This is a genomic window from Pseudomonas farris (assembly GCF_019145235.1).
GTDB lineage: Bacteria > Pseudomonadota > Gammaproteobacteria > Pseudomonadales > Pseudomonadaceae > Aquipseudomonas > Aquipseudomonas farris.
In genome coordinates this window covers 296,962-317,152 of record NZ_JAHSTV010000009.1, presented here as the reverse complement: position 1 = coordinate 317,152, position 20,191 = coordinate 296,962, and the positions used below count along the sequence as shown (strand labels likewise).

The 20,191-nt window shown below is 58.0% G+C and carries 18 protein-coding genes and 1 pseudogene; 7 read left to right on the top strand and 12 right to left on the bottom strand.

Annotated elements, in window-relative coordinates; all coding sequences use genetic code 11:
• Positions 1-68: 68 nt before the first annotated feature.
• The 3 genes from KVG95_RS20555 to KVG95_RS20545 all read left to right on the top strand — a co-directional run bounded on the left by KVG95_RS20555 (position 69) and on the right by KVG95_RS20545 (position 3,156).
• Positions 69-785 (top strand): response regulator transcription factor, encoded by a 717-nt coding sequence (locus KVG95_RS20555; RefSeq protein WP_217857709.1) that lies wholly within the window; start codon positions 69-71, stop codon positions 783-785.
• On the top strand, positions 782-2,314 hold the full coding sequence (locus KVG95_RS20550) for a sensor histidine kinase (RefSeq protein WP_217857708.1): 1,533 nt from the start codon (positions 782-784) through the stop codon (positions 2,312-2,314). The genes KVG95_RS20555 and KVG95_RS20550 overlap by 4 nt, the downstream gene beginning before the upstream one ends.
• A gap of 137 nt (positions 2,315-2,451) precedes the next feature.
• Positions 2,452-3,156, top strand: a complete 705-nt coding sequence (locus tag KVG95_RS20545; protein ID WP_217857707.1) for a hypothetical protein — start codon at positions 2,452-2,454, stop codon at positions 3,154-3,156.
• A gap of 274 nt (positions 3,157-3,430) precedes the next feature.
• Here KVG95_RS20545 and cyoE read toward each other — a convergent pair whose 3' ends face one another.
• The 12 genes and pseudogenes from cyoE to KVG95_RS20490 all read right to left on the bottom strand — a co-directional run bounded on the left by cyoE (position 3,431) and on the right by KVG95_RS20490 (position 14,138).
• On the bottom strand, positions 3,431-4,318 hold the full coding sequence (gene cyoE / locus KVG95_RS20540) for a heme o synthase (RefSeq protein WP_095055612.1): 888 nt from the start codon (positions 4,316-4,318) through the stop codon (positions 3,431-3,433).
• An 11-nt stretch (positions 4,319-4,329) separates the two neighbouring features.
• The gene (cyoD, locus tag KVG95_RS20535) at positions 4,330-4,665 is read right to left on the bottom strand and encodes a cytochrome o ubiquinol oxidase subunit IV (protein ID WP_008025399.1); all 336 of its coding nucleotides are present in this window, start codon (positions 4,663-4,665) and stop codon (positions 4,330-4,332) included.
• Positions 4,666-5,292 carry a cytochrome o ubiquinol oxidase subunit III gene (locus tag KVG95_RS20530; protein WP_217857706.1) on the bottom strand — a complete coding sequence of 209 codons (627 nt, stop codon included), beginning with the start codon at positions 5,290-5,292 and terminating at the stop codon, positions 4,666-4,668.
• A gap of 3 nt (positions 5,293-5,295) precedes the next feature.
• Entirely contained in the window at positions 5,296-7,326 is a 2,031-nt protein-coding gene (gene cyoB, locus KVG95_RS20525) for a cytochrome o ubiquinol oxidase subunit I (protein WP_008010575.1), read from the bottom strand.
• Between the two features lie 3 nt (positions 7,327-7,329).
• Complete coding sequence (cyoA, locus tag KVG95_RS20520) at positions 7,330-8,274, bottom strand: ubiquinol oxidase subunit II (RefSeq protein WP_052966644.1); 945 nt, start codon at positions 8,272-8,274, stop codon at positions 7,330-7,332.
• A gap of 828 nt (positions 8,275-9,102) precedes the next feature.
• Positions 9,103-9,612 (bottom strand): disulfide bond formation protein B, encoded by a 510-nt coding sequence (locus KVG95_RS20515; RefSeq protein ID WP_052966645.1) that lies wholly within the window; start codon positions 9,610-9,612, stop codon positions 9,103-9,105.
• Between the two features lie 25 nt (positions 9,613-9,637).
• A pseudogene (locus KVG95_RS30185) lies at positions 9,638-9,802 on the bottom strand (ester cyclase); the annotation flags it as partial.
• Positions 9,803-9,938: 136 nt separating this feature from the next.
• Positions 9,939-10,391: a molybdopterin synthase catalytic subunit MoaE gene (gene moaE, locus KVG95_RS20510; RefSeq protein ID WP_217857705.1), complete on the bottom strand. Its 453-nt coding sequence runs from the start codon at positions 10,389-10,391 to the stop codon at positions 9,939-9,941.
• 3 nt (positions 10,392-10,394) lie between these two features.
• The gene (gene moaD, locus KVG95_RS20505; RefSeq protein ID WP_123719936.1) at positions 10,395-10,637 is read right to left on the bottom strand and encodes a molybdopterin converting factor subunit 1; all 243 of its coding nucleotides are present in this window, start codon (positions 10,635-10,637) and stop codon (positions 10,395-10,397) included.
• A complete protein-coding gene (moaC, locus tag KVG95_RS20500; protein ID WP_217857704.1) occupies positions 10,634-11,107 on the bottom strand; it encodes a cyclic pyranopterin monophosphate synthase MoaC in 474 nt (157 codons plus the stop codon). Before moaC ends, moaD begins: the two co-directional genes overlap by 4 nt.
• A gap of 174 nt (positions 11,108-11,281) precedes the next feature.
• The gene (locus KVG95_RS20495) at positions 11,282-12,676 is read right to left on the bottom strand and encodes a PhoH family protein (protein WP_217857703.1); all 1,395 of its coding nucleotides are present in this window, start codon (positions 12,674-12,676) and stop codon (positions 11,282-11,284) included.
• Positions 12,677-13,013: 337 nt separating this feature from the next.
• Positions 13,014-14,138 (bottom strand): polysaccharide deacetylase family protein, encoded by a 1,125-nt coding sequence (locus KVG95_RS20490; protein ID WP_217857702.1) that lies wholly within the window; start codon positions 14,136-14,138, stop codon positions 13,014-13,016.
• A 237-nt stretch (positions 14,139-14,375) separates the two neighbouring features.
• On the opposite strand from KVG95_RS20490, the gene yaaA reads away from it, so the two are divergent.
• The 4 genes from yaaA to KVG95_RS20470 all read left to right on the top strand — a co-directional run bounded on the left by yaaA (position 14,376) and on the right by KVG95_RS20470 (position 20,181).
• Positions 14,376-15,155, top strand: coding sequence for a peroxide stress protein YaaA (yaaA, locus tag KVG95_RS20485; RefSeq protein ID WP_217857701.1), 780 nt, complete (start codon positions 14,376-14,378; stop codon positions 15,153-15,155).
• An 819-nt stretch (positions 15,156-15,974) separates the two neighbouring features.
• On the top strand, positions 15,975-17,291 hold the full coding sequence (locus KVG95_RS20480) for a nucleotide sugar dehydrogenase (protein WP_052966650.1): 1,317 nt from the start codon (positions 15,975-15,977) through the stop codon (positions 17,289-17,291).
• Positions 17,292-17,494: 203 nt separating this feature from the next.
• Positions 17,495-18,976 (top strand): mannuronan synthase, encoded by a 1,482-nt coding sequence (gene alg8 / locus KVG95_RS20475; protein ID WP_437180799.1) that lies wholly within the window; start codon positions 17,495-17,497, stop codon positions 18,974-18,976.
• 35 nt (positions 18,977-19,011) lie between these two features.
• Positions 19,012-20,181 carry an alginate biosynthesis protein Alg44 gene (locus KVG95_RS20470; RefSeq protein WP_217857700.1) on the top strand — a complete coding sequence of 390 codons (1,170 nt, stop codon included), beginning with the start codon at positions 19,012-19,014 and terminating at the stop codon, positions 20,179-20,181.
• Positions 20,182-20,191: the final 10 nt, after the last annotated feature.

The following is a 20,191-nucleotide window of genomic DNA, read 5'->3' as shown; positions in this document are numbered from 1 at the left end:
ATTCGTGATAACTCAGCCTCAGGAAAACCCGCACAATGTGTTCATTGCGTCACAAAGGATTGAGCTCCATGGAACAAACCAAACGCGTCCTGGTGGTCGAGGACGACCTGCATATCGCCGACCTTATCTGCCTGCATCTTCGCGATGAGCAGTTCGAGGTAGTGCACTGCGCCGATGGCGATGAGGGCATGCGACTGCTGCAGCAAGGAAGCTGGGACGCACTGATCCTCGACCTGATGCTGCCCGGCATCGATGGCCTGGAAATCTGCCGTCGCGCCCGGGCCATGGCCCGCTATACACCGATCATCATCACCAGCGCGCGCTCCAGCGAAGTCCATCGAATTCTGGGGCTGGAACTCGGTGCCGACGACTACCTGGCCAAACCCTTTTCCATTCTGGAACTGGTGGCACGGGTCAAGGCATTGCTGCGACGGGTCGATGCCATGGCCCGCAACCTGAAAATGGACGCTGGCAGTCTGATCAGCGATGGCCTGTCCATCGACCCGATCACCCGTGAAGTCTCCCTCGATGGTCGGCGTCTTGACCTCACGCCGCGGGAGTTCGACCTGCTGTACTTTTTCGTCCGCCAGCCCGGCAAGGTCTTCTCGCGCATGGATTTGCTCAACGCGGTGTGGGGCTACAGCCATGAAGGCTACGAACACACGGTCAACACCCACATCAACCGCCTACGGGCCAAGATCGAAGCCGATCCGGCGCAACCGGCGCGCATCCTCACGGTGTGGGGGCGTGGTTACAAATTCGCGACGAGCGGAGAGCAGTCATGAGGTTGACCCTGACCCAACGCCTGTCCCTGGTGTTCGCCGTGCTGTTGCTGGTGTGCTACGGCACCTCGGCATGGATGCAGGTGCGCTCCAGCCACATGCATGAACTGGAAGTGGTGCAGGGTTTGTCGCGGGATCTGGCGCAACACATCGCCCACGACACCGTGCTGATGGACCGCAATGGCCCGATGCCCAATGCCGTGCGCGAATTGTTCAGCCAGCTGATGCTGGTCAACCCCAGTGTCGAGGTCTATCTGCTGGACACCGAAGGCCGAATTGTCGGCAGCGCCGCGCCCGAAGGCCGAATACGCCGGGAGCGGGTCGATCTGGCGCCGATCCAGCGTTTGCTCAAAGGCGAGGCCCTGCCGATTCTCGGCGACGATCCGCGCAGCGTCGATGGCAGCAAGGTGTTCAGCGCTGCGCCATTGCGGGTCAACGGTCAACCGGCCGGTTATCTCTATGTGGTGTTGCTCAGCGAAGAGCATGACCGCTTCGCCGAACGCGGCGCCACCAGCGCAGCACTCAATACCGCGTTGTTGTCCATTGGGCTGGTGGCGTTGCTGTGCCTGATTGCCGGCCTCACCGCATTTGCCCTGATCATCCGGCCATTGCGCCGCCTGACCGAAAAAGTCCGTCAGTTCGATATCAATGGCGTTCCGTCGGCGCCGCCCGCCTCGCCCGAGCCCGAGCCAGAGCCGGTAGAAAAAACCGCCAGCCACGATGAAATTGCCGTACTCGACGCCGCCTTCCGGCAGATGCAAGCGCGCCTCGGTGAACAATGGCGCTCGCTGACCCGTCAGGATCAGGAGCGTCGCGAACTGGTGGCGAACATCTCCCACGACCTGCGCACACCACTGGCCTCGCTGCACGGTTACCTGGAAACCCTGTCACTCAAGGACGCCACGTTGTCCCCCGCCGACCGCCGCCGTTATCTGGGGATCGCTCTGGATCAAAGCCGCAAGGTCGGCGGTTTGGCGCAATCATTGCTGGAACTGGTGCGGCTGGAGCACGGTTTCGTACAACCAGTGCTGGAGCGCTTCTCCCTGACCGATCTGGTGCAGGACATTTTTCAGAAATTCGAACTCAGCGCCGAAGCGCGCCAGATCGAACTCAAAGCCACCTTCTCCCCCAACGTCGCGGTGGCCTGCGCCGACCTGGGGCTGATCGAGCGGGTGCTGACCAACCTGTTCGACAACGCCCTGCGCCATACCCCTCAGGGCGGAGAAGTCGAACTCAGCCTCCGCCCTCAGGGGGCTTTTATCGAAGTGACCGTCAGCGATACCGGCCCCGGCATCACCCCCGAGTTGCGCGAAGGCCTGTTCCTGCGTCCGTTCAACATTGGTGGCGCCAGGCGCGATGGCGGACTTGGGCTGCGGATCGTGCACCGGATCCTGCAATTGCACGGTCGCGAGATCGAACTGATCGATGTGCCCGGACGCGGCGCGACCTTTCGCTTCTCCTTGCCGGTGGATGAGCAAACAGCAGAACAATGGGTGGTTCGCTCGATGAATATAAATTCGATGGGGAAATAGTCGACAGCGCTGGCAAAAATGCTGACCAGCCGCCTGTTCATCCGTGACAACGCAGCCTCGGTCCAATAGATTAGGCGGCCTGAAAAGGCCCCGTGCTTTCTCGCCTCAATCCAAGTTAAAGAAGTAGTGAAATTTCAATGTCCGATTCCAATACCGCTGAATCCGTAGTCACCTTGTCGTCCAAAGCGGAATACGAAAACTCCATCAATCTTTCACAGCATGTGCCACAGGCCAAGACCATCAGCGAGATGGTTCTGGACGCTTTTCAATCCACCCGGGAAAGCGATCAGATTCGCGAGCTGCGCGCCGCGATTCGCCAAGCTCATGACAGCTTCGACGACGACAAAGCCTACGAACTGATGGGCGAACTCAAGCAGCTGAAAGACGCCGAAGCGGCCGACATCGCCGCCCTGGAAGACCTGAGCAGCAAATTCCCGATCAGCCGCATTCTGTCCAGCTTCAAGGATGACCCGGCGTTTCAGGAGATCGTCTATGGCCTGGCGCTGAAGGTACTGAACCAGACCCACCAAGCCATCAGCAACCCGAGCAGTGGCAAGAGCAAAGCGGCTCGCGCCAAGAAAGAAGTCGAAGTGTTTACCATCAGCAAGGACGGCATCAGCGTCACCCTGCCCCTGCGCACCCCGCGCTCACGCCTGAACGTTGACCGTGAAGCGCTGGAGTTCCTGGGCTTCACGTTCATCGGCGAAGGCGATGAAGCCGAACTGGAAAGCGAAACGTTCCTGGACAATGCCGGGACCGAACAAGCGGTCAACCGCAAGAACATCATCACCGCGCTTCAGCAGCAAACCGCGTTCGACGGCTACAGCATCGCCGCGCAGTAACGCTAAACGCCGCACATAAAAATCCCCGCCATCAGAGCGGGGATTTTTATTGCCTGTTCGCCTATTAACTTTTTCCTGTTACACCGCAGCGCTCCTTTCGCGAGCAAGCCCGCTCCCACATTGACTCGGCATCGATCACAAAAAATGTGGCAACACCAATCCAGTGTGGGAGCGGGCTTGCTCGCGAAGGCCGCGCCGCGATATTTCAGGATAAGCCAATAAAAAGCCCCGCCATTCTCTCGAAGGCGGGGCTTTTCTTTACAACATTCGAAGCTTAAGGCGCGTAAGTCAGCAACAGCTCACTCGGCACTTTAAAATCCAGCGACATCATCACGCTCAACGCAGTAATGGTGAAGATCGAGAACACGAAGAGCTTGCGTGCCCAGACCGTGTCATCCACTGCCTTGTAACCGGTCCAGGCCATGTACAACCAGTACATGCCCATGGCCGCGGCGACGGCGAGGTAGCTCATGCCGGCGTAGCCGCTGAAGGTCAGCATCAAGGTCGCTACGAGGAACGCCAGGATGTAGAGCAGGATGTGCTTCTTGGCCACTTGAATCCCGCGCTTCACCGGCAACACCGGAATCGATGCGGCCAGGTAATCGTTGAAGCGGAAGATTGCGATGGCGTAGGAATGCGGCATCTGCCACAGGCTGAACATCACCAGCAGCGTCAGTGCGGCCATGTCGAAGCTGTTAGTCACAGCCACGTAGCCAATCACCGGCGGCATCGCCCCCGACAGGCTGCCCACCAGCGTGCCGTGAACCGACTTGCGCTTGAGGTACAGGCTGTAGAAGCCGACGTAGATGACAAAACCGATCACCGCGAACAGGGCAGCCAACGGGTTGGCCACCTTGTACAACAGTGCAACGCCGAAAACACCAAGGATGGTCGCAAAAGCCAGGGCCAGTTTCAGGGAGATCAAGCCCTGGACCAGCACTCGGTTCTTGGTGCGTTCCATCTTCAGGTCGATGTCGCGGTCGATGCAGTTGTTGAACACGCAACCGGAAGCCACCACCAGGGACGTGCCGATCATGGCGGCCAGGAAGATGGCCAGATCGACATGCCCTTTGGAGGCCAGGAAAAATCCGCCTGCCACTGAAAGCACGTTACCGAAAATGATCCCCGGTTTGGTGATTTGGATAAAGTGCTTCAAGGACATCCGGACTTACCTCAGTGCGCCATCATGTTGGTGTGGATGCTGAACATGATCCACAGCGACAGCCCTACCAACAGGACGATTACGATCGCGGCGAAAACAAACGCAATGACGTTGTTACGCTGCGCCGCCGAACGGTCCAGGTGGAGGAAGTACACCAGGTGCACCAGCACCTGGATGACTGCGAAGGCCAGTACGATCCACAGGGTCAGGGCTTTCGGCAGCGACGGGTACATCACCAGGCCGAAAGGAATGACGGTCAGGATCACCGACAGAATGAAACCGATAGCGTAGGACTTGACGCTGCCGTGGCCGGCGTCGTGGCTATCGTGGGAATGAGCGTTAGCCATTTACATAGTCCCCATCAGATAAACAACGGTGAATACGCAGATCCACACCACGTCCAGGAAGTGCCAGAACAGGCTCAGGCAGCTCAGACGGGTCTTGTTGGTCGCCGTCAGGCCGTTTTTCTGCACCTGATACATCATGATCGCCATCCAGATCAGACCGCTGGTCACGTGCAGACCGTGGGTGCCGACCAGGGTGAAGAACCCGGACAGGAAGCCGCTGCGGCTAGGGCCGAAGCCTTCGGCGATCAGTACGTGGAACTCGTTGATCTCCATGCCGATGAAGCCGGCACCGAACAGGAAGGTCATGCCCAGCCAGCCCAGGACCTGGTTCTTCTTGCCCTTGAACAACGCCAGCATGGCGAAGCCGTAGGTGATCGAACTGAACAGCAGCAGAGCGGTTTCGCCCAGTACGTATGGCAGTTCGAAGATGTCGGCGCCCGACGGGCCACCCGCTACGTTGTTAACCAGTACCGCGTACGCCGCGAAGATCGATGCAAACAGAATGCAGTCGGTCATCAGGTAGAGCCAGAAACCGAATACGGTCATCTCGCCCGAGTCGTGGTGATGGTCATCATGCCCATGTCCATCGACATGGGTGTGTCCAGCATTGGTCACTAAGTTCGACATGGTTTAAGCCTGTTCCAACGAGGTTTCAACACGGGTGGCGGTGGCTGGAACTTTCCCGGCCGCTACCAGACGCTTGTGCTGCTCGGCTTCGATGCGCTCGATCACGTCGACCGGCACCATATAGCCCTGATCATCACGTGCAGCATGGATCACGAAGTACCCCACGGTGCCGACCAGGCTAACGATGGCCAACCACCAGATGTGCCAGATCATCGCGAAACCGAACACGGTCAACAGAGCACCCATGACCACACCGGTGGCGGTGTTGTTGGGCATGTGGATCGGCTCGTACTTGGCCGGAGCCTTGTACGCGGTGCCGTTTTCCTTGGCTTCGGTGAACGGGTCGATGGTTTCCGCTTTTGGCAGCACGGCAAAGTTATAGAACGGTGGTGGCGACGAGGTCGACCATTCCAGCGTGTGGGCATTCCACGGGTCGCCGTGTTCGCACATGTTCTCTGGCTTGTTGCGATCACGCACGCTGACGTACAGCTGGATCAGCTGGCAAGCGATACCGAAGGCAATCATCACCGCACCGAACATGGCAACGTACAGGTACGGCACCCACTCAGGGTTGGTGGTGGCGTTCAGACGACGGGTCATGCCCATGAAGCCCAGTACATAGAGCGGCATGAATGCGACGAAGAAGCCGGTGATCCAGAACCAGAACGCTGCCTTGCCCCAGCCTTCGTGCAGCTTGAAGCCGAACGCTTTAGGGAAGTAGAAGGCGAAACCTGCGATGTAACCGAATACCGCGCCGCCGATGATCACGTTATGGAAGTGCGCGATTACGAACAGGCTGTTGTGCAGAACGAAGTCAGCACCCGGGATGGCCAGCAGTACGCCGGTCATGCCGCCGATGGCGAAGGTCACCATGAAGCCCAGGGTCCACAGCACTTGGCTGGTGAAACGCAGACGGCCCTGGTAGATGGTGAACAGCCAGTTGAATAGCTTCACCCCCGTCGGGATCGAAATCAGCATCGTCGCCAGACCGAAGAAGGCGTTGACGCTGGCACCCGAGCCCATGGTGAAGAAGTGGTGCAGCCAAACCATGAAGCCCAGGATCGAGATCGCGCCCGATGCGTAGACCATCGAGTGGTGGCCGAACAGACGCTTGCCGGTGAAGGTCGAGATGACTTCGGAGAAGATCCCGAACGCCGGCAGAATCAGGATATAAACCTCGGGGTGACCCCAGGCCCAGAACAGGTTGACGTACATCATCGGATTGCCACCAAGTTCATTGGTGAAAATGTGGAAATCCATGTAACGGTCAAGCGTCAGCAGCGCCAGGGTAGCGGTCAGGATCGGGAACGAAGCCACGATCAGGACGTTGGCCCAGGTGCAGGTCCAGGTGAAGATCGGCATGTCCATCAGCTTCATGCCAGGGGTACGCATTTTCAGCACGGTGGCCAGGAAGTTGACCCCCGTCAGCGTCGTACCTAGCCCGGATAGCTGTAGCGCCCAGATGTAGTAATCCATCCCCACGCCCGGACTGTATTGCAGGCCCGACAGCGGCGGATAGGCAACCCAGCCGGTCTTGGCGAATTCGCCGACGCCCAGGGACAGGTTGATCAGCACTACGCCGGAAACCAGCAGCCAGAAGCTCAGGGAGTTCAGGAACGGGTAGGCAACGTCACGCGCGCCGATCTGCAGCGGCACTGCAAGGTTCATCAGGCCGGTGAAGAATGGCATCGCCATGAAGATGATCATGATCACACCGTGAGCGGTGAAGATCTGGTCATAGTGTTCAGGCGGCAGGTAGCCAGGCGAACCCTCGGTGGCCATGGCCAACTGGGTACGCATCATGATGGCGTCGGCAAAGCCGCGCAGCAGCATGACCATGGCGACGATGATGTACATCACGCCGATTTTCTTGTGGTCGACCGAGGTCAACCACTCGGTCCACAAATAAGTCCACTTCTTGAAGTAGGTGATTGCAGCGAACAGCGCCAGACCACCGAGCGCGATCATGGCGATGGTTATCATCACGATCGGTTCGTGGAACGGGACCGCTTCCCAACTTAATTTACCAAACATCGTTTACTCCTCTGCCCCGGCAGCTGAATGCGAACTCATGTCCATCCCTTCCATATGGGCCACTTCTTTGTCTTTCTTCTCGTGATGCATCGGCTTGCCTGGTTTCATGCCTTCGTACTTGTCGACGATGGTCTGGAACAGGTTCGGCGTGAACGAGGAGTAGAGCTCGACTGGGTTGTTCTGGCTTTGCTTGGCAAGGGCTTCGTATTCAGCTTTTTCAAGCTGTTTAGGTGCCTTTTTGACTTCGCTTACCCAGGCATCGAAATCTTCCTGAGAGGTGGCGATAGCTTTGAACTTCATACCGGTGAAACCCGCGCCGCTGTAGTTGGCGGAGATACCGTCCATTTCAGCGTTCTGGTTGGCGATCAGGTGCAGTTTGGTCTGCATGCCCGCCATCGCGTAGATCTGGCCGCCCAGAGCAGGGATGAAGAACGAGTTCATCACGGCGTCGGAGGTGATCTTGAAGTTGATCGGTGTGTGCGCCGGGAACACGATCTTGTTAACCGTGGCAATGCCTTGTTCCGGGTAGATGAACAGCCACTTCCAGTCCAGCGCGACCACTTCAATGGTGATTGGCTTGACGTCGGATTCCAGCGGCTTGTAAGGGTCAAGCGCGTGGGTCGACTCGTAGGTGATGTAACCCAGGGCGATGATGATCAGTACCGGAATAGTCCACACCGCGATTTCGATCTTGGTGGAGTGGGACCATTTTGGCGTATAGACGGCGTCCTTGTTGGAAGCGCGGTATTTCCAGGCGAACGCGAAGGTCATGAAAATGACCGGCACGACGACCAACAGCATCAGCAGCGTTGCGGTGATGATCAGGTTTCGCTCATCCAGGCCGACCTGGCCCTTGGGGTCGAGCAAGGTCATGTTGCAGCCTCCCAGCAACAACGTGCCGAGCAGCGGCAATAAGCCTAGTAGTCTGGGGTACCTGTTTTTACTCATCTCACGACCTCTAAAGCAGCTTGCGCAATGCAGTTGGGTTTTGATCGCCAACACTTCACCCTGCCAAGGGTTGGCATTTTTCTTGGATTGAATAAGGGCCTGCCCGTCGCGCGTCAGACGCTATTCGACAATTGCTGGGCCTGCGGTGAGTTCTTATTCGAATTCGTGGTCAAGGGCCTTGTTACAGACCAATTCCATTTGGTGCGGATAGTCGGAAGGCACCGACACCTGGGAGTCGCATGAAGCCATCAGGCCTCTCGACGCCCTGGTTCTGCTCATGCACCTGAGTAAGGGTGAGCAGTGCCGGGAATTCAGTGCGGGCGATTGTAGATATGTAACGATTCATAAACCATGTCTCATCCCGAAATAATTTTTATCCGATCCAGCAACAATCATTAACGGCTTTTGCAAAAGTGCGCCATGGTATCGAAATACATTCTCAACAAAAACACCAAAAAATGTAGGTCTACCATGCGAAGTTCAGACAGCTTCCAAGGCTCTGCGCTCGCCTTCGACCCTGCTCTACCCCCTATATGACAAGGACTTCGGCAATTCGCCAGGCCCTGTTAAAACTGCCTGTTTCGACTGATGAACGATGAAACCGACAGAGCCTGGGAAAGCCGGTTTTTGGTGCGAAGCGATGCCCTGAATCAGCGATTTGAAATGCCTTGCGACACTCAAGCTGTGACAACGTGTCGCACGCGTGTCGCACCCTTCCTTGTCGAGCATCAAGGTCTTTTTACCTGACCTGCGAATATGCAAAACGCCCCGGCCTCTCAACGAGAACCGGGGCGTTTTTTGTTTCCTGCAACGGTACGGCGTACAGCCTCAGCGCAGCGCTTTGCGGTTACGCGAAGTGAGCAGCGGCACCAGCACCACGATCAGCACGAACGCCAGCAGCGCCCACTGCGCCAGGGACAAGCCGAGGATCGGCGGGTACGGCGTAGAGCAGAAGCCATCGACCTGGAAGCCCAGCGGGAAGACCTTCGCCAGCGGCAGACCGTCGACAATCGGTTGCAGCACATCGATGCCACAGCTGACCGCAGGATAAAACTGGGTATAAACGTGATGCCCGGCCACTCCGGCGCCCGCAATTGCGCCGATCACCACCAACGCCTCAAACAGTGTGATGCTGCGTCGGGTGCGCATCGCAGCGCCGATAAAGGCGAACAGCGCAATCAGCAGCAACGCGTAGCGCTGCAGGATGCACAGCGGGCACGGTGCCTCGCCCAGAGCCACTTGCATGTACAGCGCGCCACCGATCAACGCCAGGCAGATAATGCCCAGCAACACCAGATAGCGCCGCTCACGCCCCAACCGCATCGTTTCCTCGCTCATCGCGTTTCCCTTTTGTGTCCGTGGATCAGCTCGCTGGCGGCTGCGCTTGCAGCTGCGGCATCAGGCTGATGTTGTCTTTGATATGCCAACTGGCGGCAATGCGATCTTGTCGATCTGATTTCGGTTGCCCGGAAGTCTACACGCTGACCCGACATTTGAGAGCCTTGAACGGCCCCTGATCCCGGCCTCGGGCAAGGGATCTTGTCGATGAACACTTCGACAAGGCCGCTTTGGCCAATGTCGGGGAATAAACGATAAACCGGTTAAGAACGGATTAACTTTCAATTGTTTTTCAAGCATCAAGCCCGTGAAGACGGATCGATTGCTTACTGCTTCCACCGATCTGCCGCCGCATGATCGCTGTCACGCCCTTCCACCCAACGCGGCCCATCACCGGTGTTTTCTTTCTTCCAGAACGGCGCGCGGGTTTTCAGGTAGTCCATGACAAAGGCACAGGCATCGAACGCCGCCTGACGGTGAGCGCTGGCGGCACCGACGAAGACGATCGGCTCGCCCGGTTCCAGCGCGCCGATGCGGTGCAACACTTCCAGCTTCAACAGCGGCCAGCGCTGCTCGGCCTCCACGGCAATCTTGTCCAGGGCTTTTTCGGTCATGCCCGGGTAGTGTTCAAGGAACATCCCGGCGACGTCGAGGCCGTCATTGAAGTCGCGCACGTAGCCGACAAAACTCACCACCGCACCGACGCCCACATTGGCCGCGTGCATGGCGTTGACTTCAGCACCCGGGTCGAACGGCGTGGGCTGCACACGAATCGCCATGGTTCAGCCCCCGGTCACGGTCGGAAAAAACGCTACTTCATCGCCATCGCTCACCGGTTCGTCGAGCTGGCAGAGGTCTTCGTTGCGGGCGCACATCAGGTTCTGCTCGCTCAGCACTTCGGCGCCGTCACGTTGAGCGAGCAGCGCGCGCACATCGTCGACCGTGGAAAAATCACCTTCGACCTTCACCGAGTCCACGCCGAGCGCTTCACGGTAACGGGCGAAAAACTTCACAGTAACGTTCATGGCTGATCCGCCTGGAAATGGCCGCTCTTGCCGCCGAGTTTCTCCAGCAGCCGCACGCTCTCGATGGTCATGCCACGATCCACGGCCTTGCACATGTCATAGATGGTCAGCGCGGCGACGCTGGCGGCGGTCAGCGCTTCCATTTCGACGCCGGTCTGCCCGGACAACTTGCAGCACGCCACGATGCGCACGGTGTTGTCGCCTTCGGCACTGAGTTCAACCTTGACGCCGGTGAGCATCAACGGGTGGCACAGAGGAATCAGATCGCTGGTTTTCTTCGCCGCCTGAATGCCGGCGATCCGCGCCACGGCAAACACGTCACCCTTGGGATGGCCGCCAGTGACGATCATCTGCAGGGTTTCGGGCAGCATGCGCACCAGCGCTTGGGCCGTCGCTTCGCGGAACGTCACGGTTTTTTCAGTGACGTCGACCATATTGGCGCGACCTTGGGAATCGAGATGAGTCAGCACAGGGATACTCCTGATCAGGAGCATCGATTGTAAACCTGTGGGTCAATTTTCCGCACGTTTGATTATCGGGTCACTACATATCCCTGTGGGAGCGAGCCTGCTCGCTCCCACAGGGGTAAAAGAGTTGCCCATAAAAAACCGGGCGACCGTTAGGCCGCCCGGTTCTGGTGAGGGTTACAGATGCGATTCGGCGTATTCGGCCAGAATCGAACGTGGCACCCCTTGCAGGGTGATGTGCACACCGTTGGGGAAGTCCTTGAAGCGCTCGGTCAAGTACGTCAGCCCGGAGCTGGTCGCGGACAGGTAAGGGGTATCGATCTGCGCCAGGTTACCCAGGCACACCACTTTGGAACCGGCGCCGGCACGGGTGATGATGGTTTTCATCTGGTGCGGCGTGAGGTTCTGGCATTCATCAATCAGGATCAGACTCTGCTGGAAGCTGCGGCCTCGTATGTAGTTGAGGGATTTGAACTGCAACGGCACTTTGCTGAGGATGTAGTCGACGCTGCCATGGGTGTTTTCGTCGTCCATGTGCAGCGCTTCGAGGTTGTCGGTGATGGCGCCGAGCCAAGGCTCCATTTTTTCCGCTTCGGTGCCAGGCAGGAAGCCGATTTCCTGGTCCAGCCCCTGCACGCTGCGGGTGGCGATGATGCGCCGGTAGCGTTTGCTGACCATGGTCTGCTCGATGGCCGCCGCCAGGGCCAGGATGGTTTTACCCGAACCGGCCGCGCCGGACAGGTTGACCAGGTGAATGTCCGGATCAAGCAAGGCGTACAGCGCCAGGCTCTGATAGATGTCACGCGGTTTCAGGCCCCAGGCTTCCTGGTGCAACAGAGGCTCTTGATGCAGATCGAGGATTAGCAACTTGTCGACCTGGATTTCCTTGATCCAGCCGACAAAGCCCTGTTCGTCGATGATGAACTCGTTGACGTGTACCGCGGGCAGGTTGTCGATCAACTGCACCTGGTGCCAGGTACGGCCATGATCCTGCCGGGTTTCGACTTTGCTCACCCGATCCCAGAACGAACCGGTCATGTTGTGATAACCGTTGGGCAGCAACGAAACATCGTCCACCAGTTGGTCGGTGCTGTAGTCCTCGGCCGCAATCCCGCAAGCCCGGGCCTTGAGGCGCATGTTGATATCTTTTGTGACCAGCACCACGGGCAGTGTTGCATCCCGCGCGCGCAGGTCGATCAACTGGTTGATGATGATGTTGTCGTTCAGATGCTCGGGCAGAATGATGTTCGGCTCAGTGCGCTTGCTCATCAGAATTGACAGCAAACCCTTGGGCCCACTCTTGCCGCGCTGGATCGGTACGCCGAGTTCAACGTCTTCGGGGCTGGCATCGCCCAAAGTCTTGTCGATCAGGCGAATCGCCTGGCGGCATTCCGCGGCCACGCTGTGATGCCCGCTCTTGAGCTTGTCCAGCTCTTCAAGCACGGTCATCGGGATGGCGACGTGGTGTTCTTCGAAATTAAGCAGGGCGTTTGGATCGTGAATCAATACGTTGGTATCGAGTACATAAAGGATTGGCTGGTTGGAAGAAGGGCTACGTCCGTGATCATCCATACTCGGTCACCTTTGTGGGAGCCAGTCGACGCAGTACCATGACAGTGCTGCGCCTCGAAGTGGCCACCGAATTCACCTGCGAGGAGTCAAGTGAACTGCACACAAACTGGGGTCTTGGGAGACGCCACCTGTGTTGCAGGTTTCGGCGGTCTGTCTTCGTAATACTCCAAAACATGTGACAGAAAAAAGCACTTTGACGTTTTTTTGAAGTTTATTTTTCAGAGTGACGAATAGCCCTTGGCGTGCAGGCATTGTGCCGTTAAAGTCGGAAGTCCGCCTGCACCGATTTCTCTGCAAAAATCGCCCTTCACCCAATGTTTACGGCCTTTTGCCGTTTTCAGCGAAACGCGCCCTGACAGTCTGCCCAACCGATGCCGCTTGGCGCCGTTTGCATAATGAGCCAGGGCATCGCCGTTTTCAGCGCATCCTGCTTCACATTGAAATTGATCACCCCGTGCCGCCATAGCAGCATCAGGGTTAACACTCTTTGTGCGCTCTGGCTGCCCTTGAGCTTGCCGGCGCCGTCCTGGGCATCGATGTCCCACAGCGCCACCTGCAAGCCCTGAGACGTGAAGAAGCCTTCAGCATCGGACCTGCGCTGACCATCGGGCGGGCGAAACAGCGGCACGTAATTCTCCGGCAGCTTGCCTTTGACCAGCTCGACGCTGCGTCGCACCGAGTCCTGCCAGTCTTGCCAGTGGCTGTGGGAGCGGAACTCCCAGCCTTGCACGCCAACGCATTGCTGCGAATAAGTCCCTTGCAGGCTGGCCACCGAACGTTCGGCCAGACGGGCCTGGATGTCCTTGCCGAGGACGAAGAACGTAGCGCTCATGTTGGATTTGCGCAGGTACTCGGTGACCCAAGCGGTGTTATCTGGGGTGGCATTGGCGGCGCTGTCGAAAGTCAGCAGGAACAGGCGGTCATTCATGGCCTCGCCATTGCGCTCATAGTCGCCAAAACGATCGACTTCGCTGCTGGCCTGCGGAAACAGCGCGGCCTTGCGCAACTGCTCGTCCAGATATTGGGCGTGGAACAGCCGGCTCGGCTCGGCCCACTTGATGTAATAGCTGTCGTCGCTCACCTGAAACTTGGCCGCTTGCTCACGCAAGGTGGCCATGTCCTCGACCAGAAAGCAGAAGGAAGCATCCTGATCGCAACTCTGCTGGGCGAAGTTGTAATTGGTCAGCAGACGCTGCCACAGGCGTTGGCGCAGCTGGTTGACCGACTCGAGATTGAGGGTGCGCAGGCCCAGGCGTTGAGCCAGGCTCGCCTCATCCAGCGACTCACTGGCCAGCAGAACGCGGGCGAACATGAGGATTTCGGCCCGTGAGGCGACGTCAAACAGCGTCGGGCTACTGAGCTGCTCAGGCCAGGTGCTGCGATCCAGCGTCGCCACATCGCCCGGCGCCGCCATGGCGCCGAAGCTCAAGAGCCAGGCCGAGAATAGAAAAACGATACGCAATGGGATGTCTCCATAACAAAACCCGCGCGGCACTATATCGCGGGAAGATCAAAAGATCGCAGCGTCGCTTCGCTCGACAGCTCCTACAGGTTGGAATGCGTTCCCTTGTAGGAGCTGTCGAGCGAAGCGACGCTGCGATCTTGTTCCATGACACCACCGATCACCTATGACACCCATAGCTGGAGTCAACAAGGACAACCCCCTAGAATCGCCGCCACGATTAAAGGAGACGACTTCATGCTGATGGTGATTTCCCCCGCCAAGACCCTCGATTACGAAACACCGCCGGCGACCCAGCGCTTCACTCAGCCGCAATACCTCGACCATTCCCAGGAGCTGATCGTGCAACTGCGCGACCTGACGCCGGCGCAGATCAGCGAGCTGATGCACGTCTCCGACAAGATCGGCGGTCTCAATGCCGCTCGCTTCGGCAGCTGGACTCCGGCCTTCACCCCGGCCAACGCCAAGCAGGCGTTGCTGGCATTCAAGGGCGATGTGTACACCGGCCTGAACGCACAAACCTTCAGCGAAGCCGACTTCGATTACGCCCAACAGCACTTGCGCATGCTCTCCGGCCTGTATGGCCTGCTGCGCCCTCTGGACCTGATGCAGCCCTATCGACTGGAGATGGGCACCAAACTGGCCAATGCCCGAGGCAAGGACTTGTACGCCTTCTGGGGAACGCGAATCAGCGAATGGCTGAACGAAGCCTTGGCCGATCAAGGCGATGACGTGCTGCTGAACCTGGCCTCCAACGAGTACTTCTCGGCGGTCAAACGCAGTGCCTTGAACGCACGCATCATCAATACCGAGTTCAAGGATCTGAAGAACGGTCAGTACAAAATCATCAGCTTCTACGCAAAAAAGGCTCGCGGGATGATGAGTCGCTTCGTCATTGAAGAACGCATCAATGACCCGGTCGCCCTCAAGCAGTTCGACGTTCAGGGTTATCGCTACAGTGCCGAACAGTCTAAACCGGACAATCTGGTGTTCTTGCGCGATCACGCACCGGAGTAATGGAGCCTGCACTAAGTCAGCGCACGACACCCATTACTTCGTCGTGCGCGCCCCCTTGAATCGTCGAACAATCCCTTCCTTTTCGCCGCTTTATTGGCGCCAATATTCAAGCACTCCATTTTCTAACTTTAGTTTCACTCGACATTGATCATTTTTTTCAGTAGTGGCACTGAAAATTTTTACTCGTAGTGGCAAAAACATATCCAGAGCAACAATCGCCCCGTATATAAAGGGCCAAACGGCAAGTGCTATCAATATGAAAGCAGTGCCATCTTTTTCAATATTTCAAGAAATTTCAGAATTCACGATGGGCGGACAGGAACTATGTCCAAATGCGCCGCTCATACCACCGGTAACGATTCTCTCGGTGATTGTGCGAGATAACTTACACAGACAAGAGATCCATGTAGCGAAGTTGTCACACTTACTTTGGCTTACTGATCACTTATTTGGGCAACACATGAAGGACAGGAGATAACGCACCATTACTATCCCCTACAAGGCCACGGCTGCGCCCCTATAAACGTGCTCACCTGAGCACCCAACCGCTTGATTTACGGGCTTTCGGGCCTGGCATTGAGCGCGCAAGACCTTTGCACGGAAATCTTCTGAAAAGAGGATCGGCTGCATAACAGGGCAAGTCATAACAATAAGGCCTGGTTGCGCACATCTTGAGTGCACTTATTTAGACACTCGGAACTTAGTATGCCTGCACACGGCATTGTGGCGCCTTTAAGTCGCACTTGCGAGTGCACTATGACCGCTGAACACCATTAACTCCGGCCATGTAATGGCTTGATAAATACAGAGGTAATTGCGATGCGCATCAGCATATTTGGTTTGGGTTACGTCGGCGCAGTATGTGCCGGTTGCCTGTCTGCACGGGGCCATGACGTCGTTGGCGTCGATGTTGCCAAAGACAAAATCGATATGATCAACGCCGGCAAATCGCCGATCGTTGAACCGGGTTTGGGCGAACTTCTGCAGAAGGGTATCGAGACGGGCAAATTGCGCGGCACGACCAACTTCGCCGAGGCGATTCGCGACACCGACCTGTCGATGATCTGCGTCGGTACGCCGAGCAAGAAGAACGGCGATCTGGAACTGAACTACATCGAAGCCGTGTGCCGCGAGATCGGTTTTGTCCTGCGTGACAAGACCACCCGCCACACCATCGTGGTTCGCAGCACCGTCCTGCCGGGCACCGTGGCAAACGTGGTGATCCCGATCCTCGAAGACTGCTCCGGCAAAAAAGCCGGCGTCGACTTCGGCGTAGCGGTCAACCCTGAGTTCCTGCGTGAAAGCACCGCGATCGCCGATTACGATCTGCCGCCAATGACCGTTATCGGCGAGTTCGACAAGGCTTCGGGTGACGTTCTGCAATCGCTGTACGAAGAACTCGACGCACCGATCATCCGCAAGGACATCGCCGTTGCCGAGATGATCAAGTACACCTGCAACGTGTGGCACGCCACCAAGGTGACCTTCGCCAACGAGATCGGCAACATCGCCAAGGCCGTCGGTGTTGACGGTCGTGAAGTGATGGAAGTGGTCTGCCAGGACAAGACGCTGAACCTGTCCCAGTACTACATGCGCCCAGGCTTTGCGTTCGGCGGCTCTTGCCTGCCTAAAGACGTCCGCGCCCTGACCTACCGCGCCGGTTCCCTGGACGTGGAAGCACCGCTGCTCAACTCGCTGATGCGCAGTAACGAGTCCCAGGTGCAGAACGCGTTCGACATCGTCTCCAGCCATGACAAACGCAAAGTCGCGCTGCTGGGTCTGAGCTTCAAGGCCGGCACCGACGACCTGCGCGAAAGCCCGCTGGTTGATCTGGCGGAAATGCTGATCGGCAAGGGTTACGACCTGAGCATCTACGACAGCAACGTCGAATACGCCCGCGTTCACGGTGCGAACAAGGATTACATCGAGTCGAAGATCCCTCACGTCTCGTCCTTGCTCAACTCCGACTTCGACGATGTGATCGCAAACTCCGACGTGATCATCCTCGGCAACCGTGACGAGAAATTCCGCGCCCTGGCGCTGGAAGCTCCACACGGCAAGCAAGTGGTCGACCTGGTTGGCTTCATGTCCAAAGCCACCAGCGTGAGTGGCCGGACTGAAGGCATCTGCTGGTAACGCTGCATCTGTGTAGGAGCTGACGAAGCCTGCGATCTTTTGATTTTCAGCGATCTCACTGACGCCAAAAGATCGCAGCCTGCGGCAGCTCCTACCAGGATTTCTGGCGTCATCCAGAGCGGGTGACGTCAGTTTTCACAGGCCTGCCTTAACCCCATCGGGCCACCCCACAGGCTCGCCCGAGATCGAGACGGATGCAGATTATGCACAGGCTAAAGCACGGCCTACTTCAGGCCGCCGGTTGGCTGTTTTACCTAAGTTTACTGATGGGCATCGCCATGGCGCTGCCTGCGTCCACGTTCGACTCCGAGTCGAAGGACTTCATCTTCCTGATCGGTATCGTCGGTATCTGGCGCTACTCGATGGGTGCCACGCACTTTCTGCGCGGCATGCTGTTTCTGTACGTGGTCTACCCGCACCTGCGGCGCAAAGTGCGCAAGCTGGGCAAAGCGGCAGACCCGTCCCATGTATTTCTGATGGTCACGAGCTTTCGTATCGACGCGCTGACCACCGCTCAGGTCTACAGCTCGGTAATCCGCGAGGCCATCGACTGCGGCCTGCCGACCACCGTGGTGTGCTCCATCGTGGAAATGTCCGATGAGCTGCTGGTCAAGAGCCTCTGGAAACGCATGAACCCACCGCCACGGGTCAAGCTCGACTTCGTGCGCATTCCCGGCACCGGCAAACGCGATGGCCTTGCCTACGGTTTCCGCGCCATCTCACGCCACCTGCCGGACGACCGCGCCGTGGTTGCCGTGATCGATGGCGACACCGTATTGGCCGAAGGCGTCGTGCTCAAGACCGTGCCGTGGTTCCAGATGTTCGGCAATGTCGGCGGCCTGACCACCAACGAGTTCTGCGAAGTGCGCGGCGGCTACATCATGAGCGAATGGCACAAACTGCGATTCGCCCAGCGCCACATCAACATGTGCTCCATGGCCCTGTCCAAGCGCGTGTTGACCATGACCGGCCGGATGTCGGTATTCCGCGCCACCGTGGTCACCAACCCGGACTTCATCGCCGATGTGGAAAGCGACTCGCTGCAACACTGGCGCCTGGGCCGCTTCAAGTTCCTGACCGGTGACGACAAGTCGAGCTGGTTCAGCTTGATGCGCTTGGGCTATGACACTTTCTACGTGCCGGACGCCGCTATCCACACCGTGGAGCACCCGCCCGAGAAGAGCTTCATCAAGGCCAGCCGAAAACTGATGTTCCGCTGGTACGGCAACAACCTGCGGCAGAATTCCCGAGCCCTGGGCTTGGGGATGAAACGTCTCGGCCTGTTCACTTCGGTGGTGCTGTTCGATCAACGCGTGTCGATGTGGACGTCCTTGCTGGGCCTGACCGTGGCAATCCTCGCCACCTTCAAGTACGGCAGCGCGTTCATCCTGGTTTACCTGCTGTGGATCGGCATCACCCGTCTGATCCTGACCGTGCTGCTGTCCTGCTCCGGTCACCGGATCGGCCCGGCTTACCCGGCGATTCTCTATTACAACCAGATCGTCGGTGCGCTGGTGAAGATCTACGTGTTCTTCCGCCTCGATCAACAGTCCTGGACTCGCCAGCCCACTTCTCTGACCCGTGATCTCGCCAGCTTTCAACGTTGGTTCAACACTTGGTCGTCTCGGACCATGACCTTCTCCGCCGGCAGCATTTTTGTCGCCGTGCTGCTGCTGATGGTCTGACCGAACTCGCCTGAATTAACTAGGAAATCGCCCATATGAATACCGCCGTCAACTCCAACGTAGTGCACGAATCCGAAGCCCAGCGCCAACACGCTCGCGTGAAAATCCCGGCCAAGCTGCGTTTCTTCGGTCCAGACCGGACTCCGGTTGAAGCCCGGGTCATCGACCTTTCCGCTGGCGGCCTGGCGTTCAACGCCGGTCAGCTGCCGCTGAAGGTCGGCGATGTGCACAAGGCCCGTCTGCAATTCGTGATCGATAACCTCGGCCTGGCCATGGACGTGGAATTGCAAATCCGCTCCGTCGATCGCCAAACCGGTCGTATCGGTTGCCAGTTCCAGAACCTGGAACCCCGTGACATTTCCACCCTGCGCCACCTGATCACCTCGCACTTGGCTGGCGACATCGTCAGCGTAGGTGAAATGCTGGCGACCCTGCAGCGCGACAACTTCACCAAGGCGCGCAAGGTCAAGGACGGCGGCCACGGCATGACCCCGCTCGGCCGTCTGAAAGCGGTGACCTTCAGCGCCGGTATCTTCGTGATCGGCCTGGTGGCGTTCGGTTTCATCTTCAAATCCGTGTACGGCATGTACTTCGTCAGCCACGCCCAGGCAGGTCTGGTCAGCGTGCAGGGTATGAACATCACCATGCCGCGCGACGGCACCGTGCAGAGCTTGATCAAAGCCGACGGCGTTGCTGCCAAAGGCGCCCCACTGGCGACCTTCAGCACCAGCATGCTCGACGTACTCAAGGGCCATCTGGACGAAGGTCAACTGCAACCGTCCAAGGTTGAAGAACTGTTCGGCAAGCAAATGACCGGCACCCTGACGTCGCCGTGCGATTGCACCGTGGCTCAGCAATTGGTGGCTAACGGTCAGTACGCCAGCAAAGGCGATGTGATCTTCCAACTGGTGCCGCGCAACACCGAAGCCAACGTTGAAGCACGCTTCTCCTATCGCCAGTTCGGCGACGTGCGTCCAGGCACCACGGTCAGCTTCCAGATCGCCGGTGAAGACCAAACCCGTACCGGCAAGATTGTCAGCAGCACCAGCCTGAAAAGCGCCGACCTGTCGTCCGACATCCGCGTGCAGATCAAACCTGACGAGCCACTGGACAGCGCCTTCGCTGGTCGCCCAGTGGAAGTGAACAGCACTCGTGGCCCGAACCTGAACTGGCTGATCAACAAAGCCATGGCCGCCGGTCTTTAAGTCGAGGACA

Coding starts and splice junctions, on each gene's coding strand:
- KVG95_RS20555 (WP_217857709.1), top strand. CDS start 69: ATGGAACAAACCAAACGCGTCCTGGTGGTCGAGGACGACCTGCATATC.
- KVG95_RS20550 (WP_217857708.1), top strand. CDS start 782: ATGAGGTTGACCCTGACCCAACGCCTGTCCCTGGTGTTCGCCGTGCTG.
- KVG95_RS20545 (WP_217857707.1), top strand. CDS start 2,452: ATGTCCGATTCCAATACCGCTGAATCCGTAGTCACCTTGTCGTCCAAA.
- cyoE (WP_095055612.1), bottom strand. CDS start 4,318: ATGTCCTTGAAGCACTTTATCCAAATCACCAAACCGGGGATCATTTTC.
- cyoD (WP_008025399.1), bottom strand. CDS start 4,665: ATGGCTAACGCTCATTCCCACGATAGCCACGACGCCGGCCACGGCAGC.
- KVG95_RS20530 (WP_217857706.1), bottom strand. CDS start 5,292: ATGTCGAACTTAGTGACCAATGCTGGACACACCCATGTCGATGGACAT.
- cyoB (WP_008010575.1), bottom strand. CDS start 7,326: ATGTTTGGTAAATTAAGTTGGGAAGCGGTCCCGTTCCACGAACCGATC.
- cyoA (WP_052966644.1), bottom strand. CDS start 8,274: ATGAGTAAAAACAGGTACCCCAGACTACTAGGCTTATTGCCGCTGCTC.
- KVG95_RS20515 (WP_052966645.1), bottom strand. CDS start 9,612: ATGAGCGAGGAAACGATGCGGTTGGGGCGTGAGCGGCGCTATCTGGTG.
- moaE (WP_217857705.1), bottom strand. CDS start 10,391: ATGGCGATTCGTGTGCAGCCCACGCCGTTCGACCCGGGTGCTGAAGTC.
- moaD (WP_123719936.1), bottom strand. CDS start 10,637: ATGAACGTTACTGTGAAGTTTTTCGCCCGTTACCGTGAAGCGCTCGGC.
- KVG95_RS20495 (WP_217857703.1), bottom strand. CDS start 12,676: ATGGATGATCACGGACGTAGCCCTTCTTCCAACCAGCCAATCCTTTAT.
- yaaA (WP_217857701.1), top strand. CDS start 14,376: ATGCTGATGGTGATTTCCCCCGCCAAGACCCTCGATTACGAAACACCG.
- KVG95_RS20480 (WP_052966650.1), top strand. CDS start 15,975: ATGCGCATCAGCATATTTGGTTTGGGTTACGTCGGCGCAGTATGTGCC.
- alg8 (WP_437180799.1), top strand. CDS start 17,495: ATGCACAGGCTAAAGCACGGCCTACTTCAGGCCGCCGGTTGGCTGTTT.
- KVG95_RS20470 (WP_217857700.1), top strand. CDS start 19,012: ATGAATACCGCCGTCAACTCCAACGTAGTGCACGAATCCGAAGCCCAG.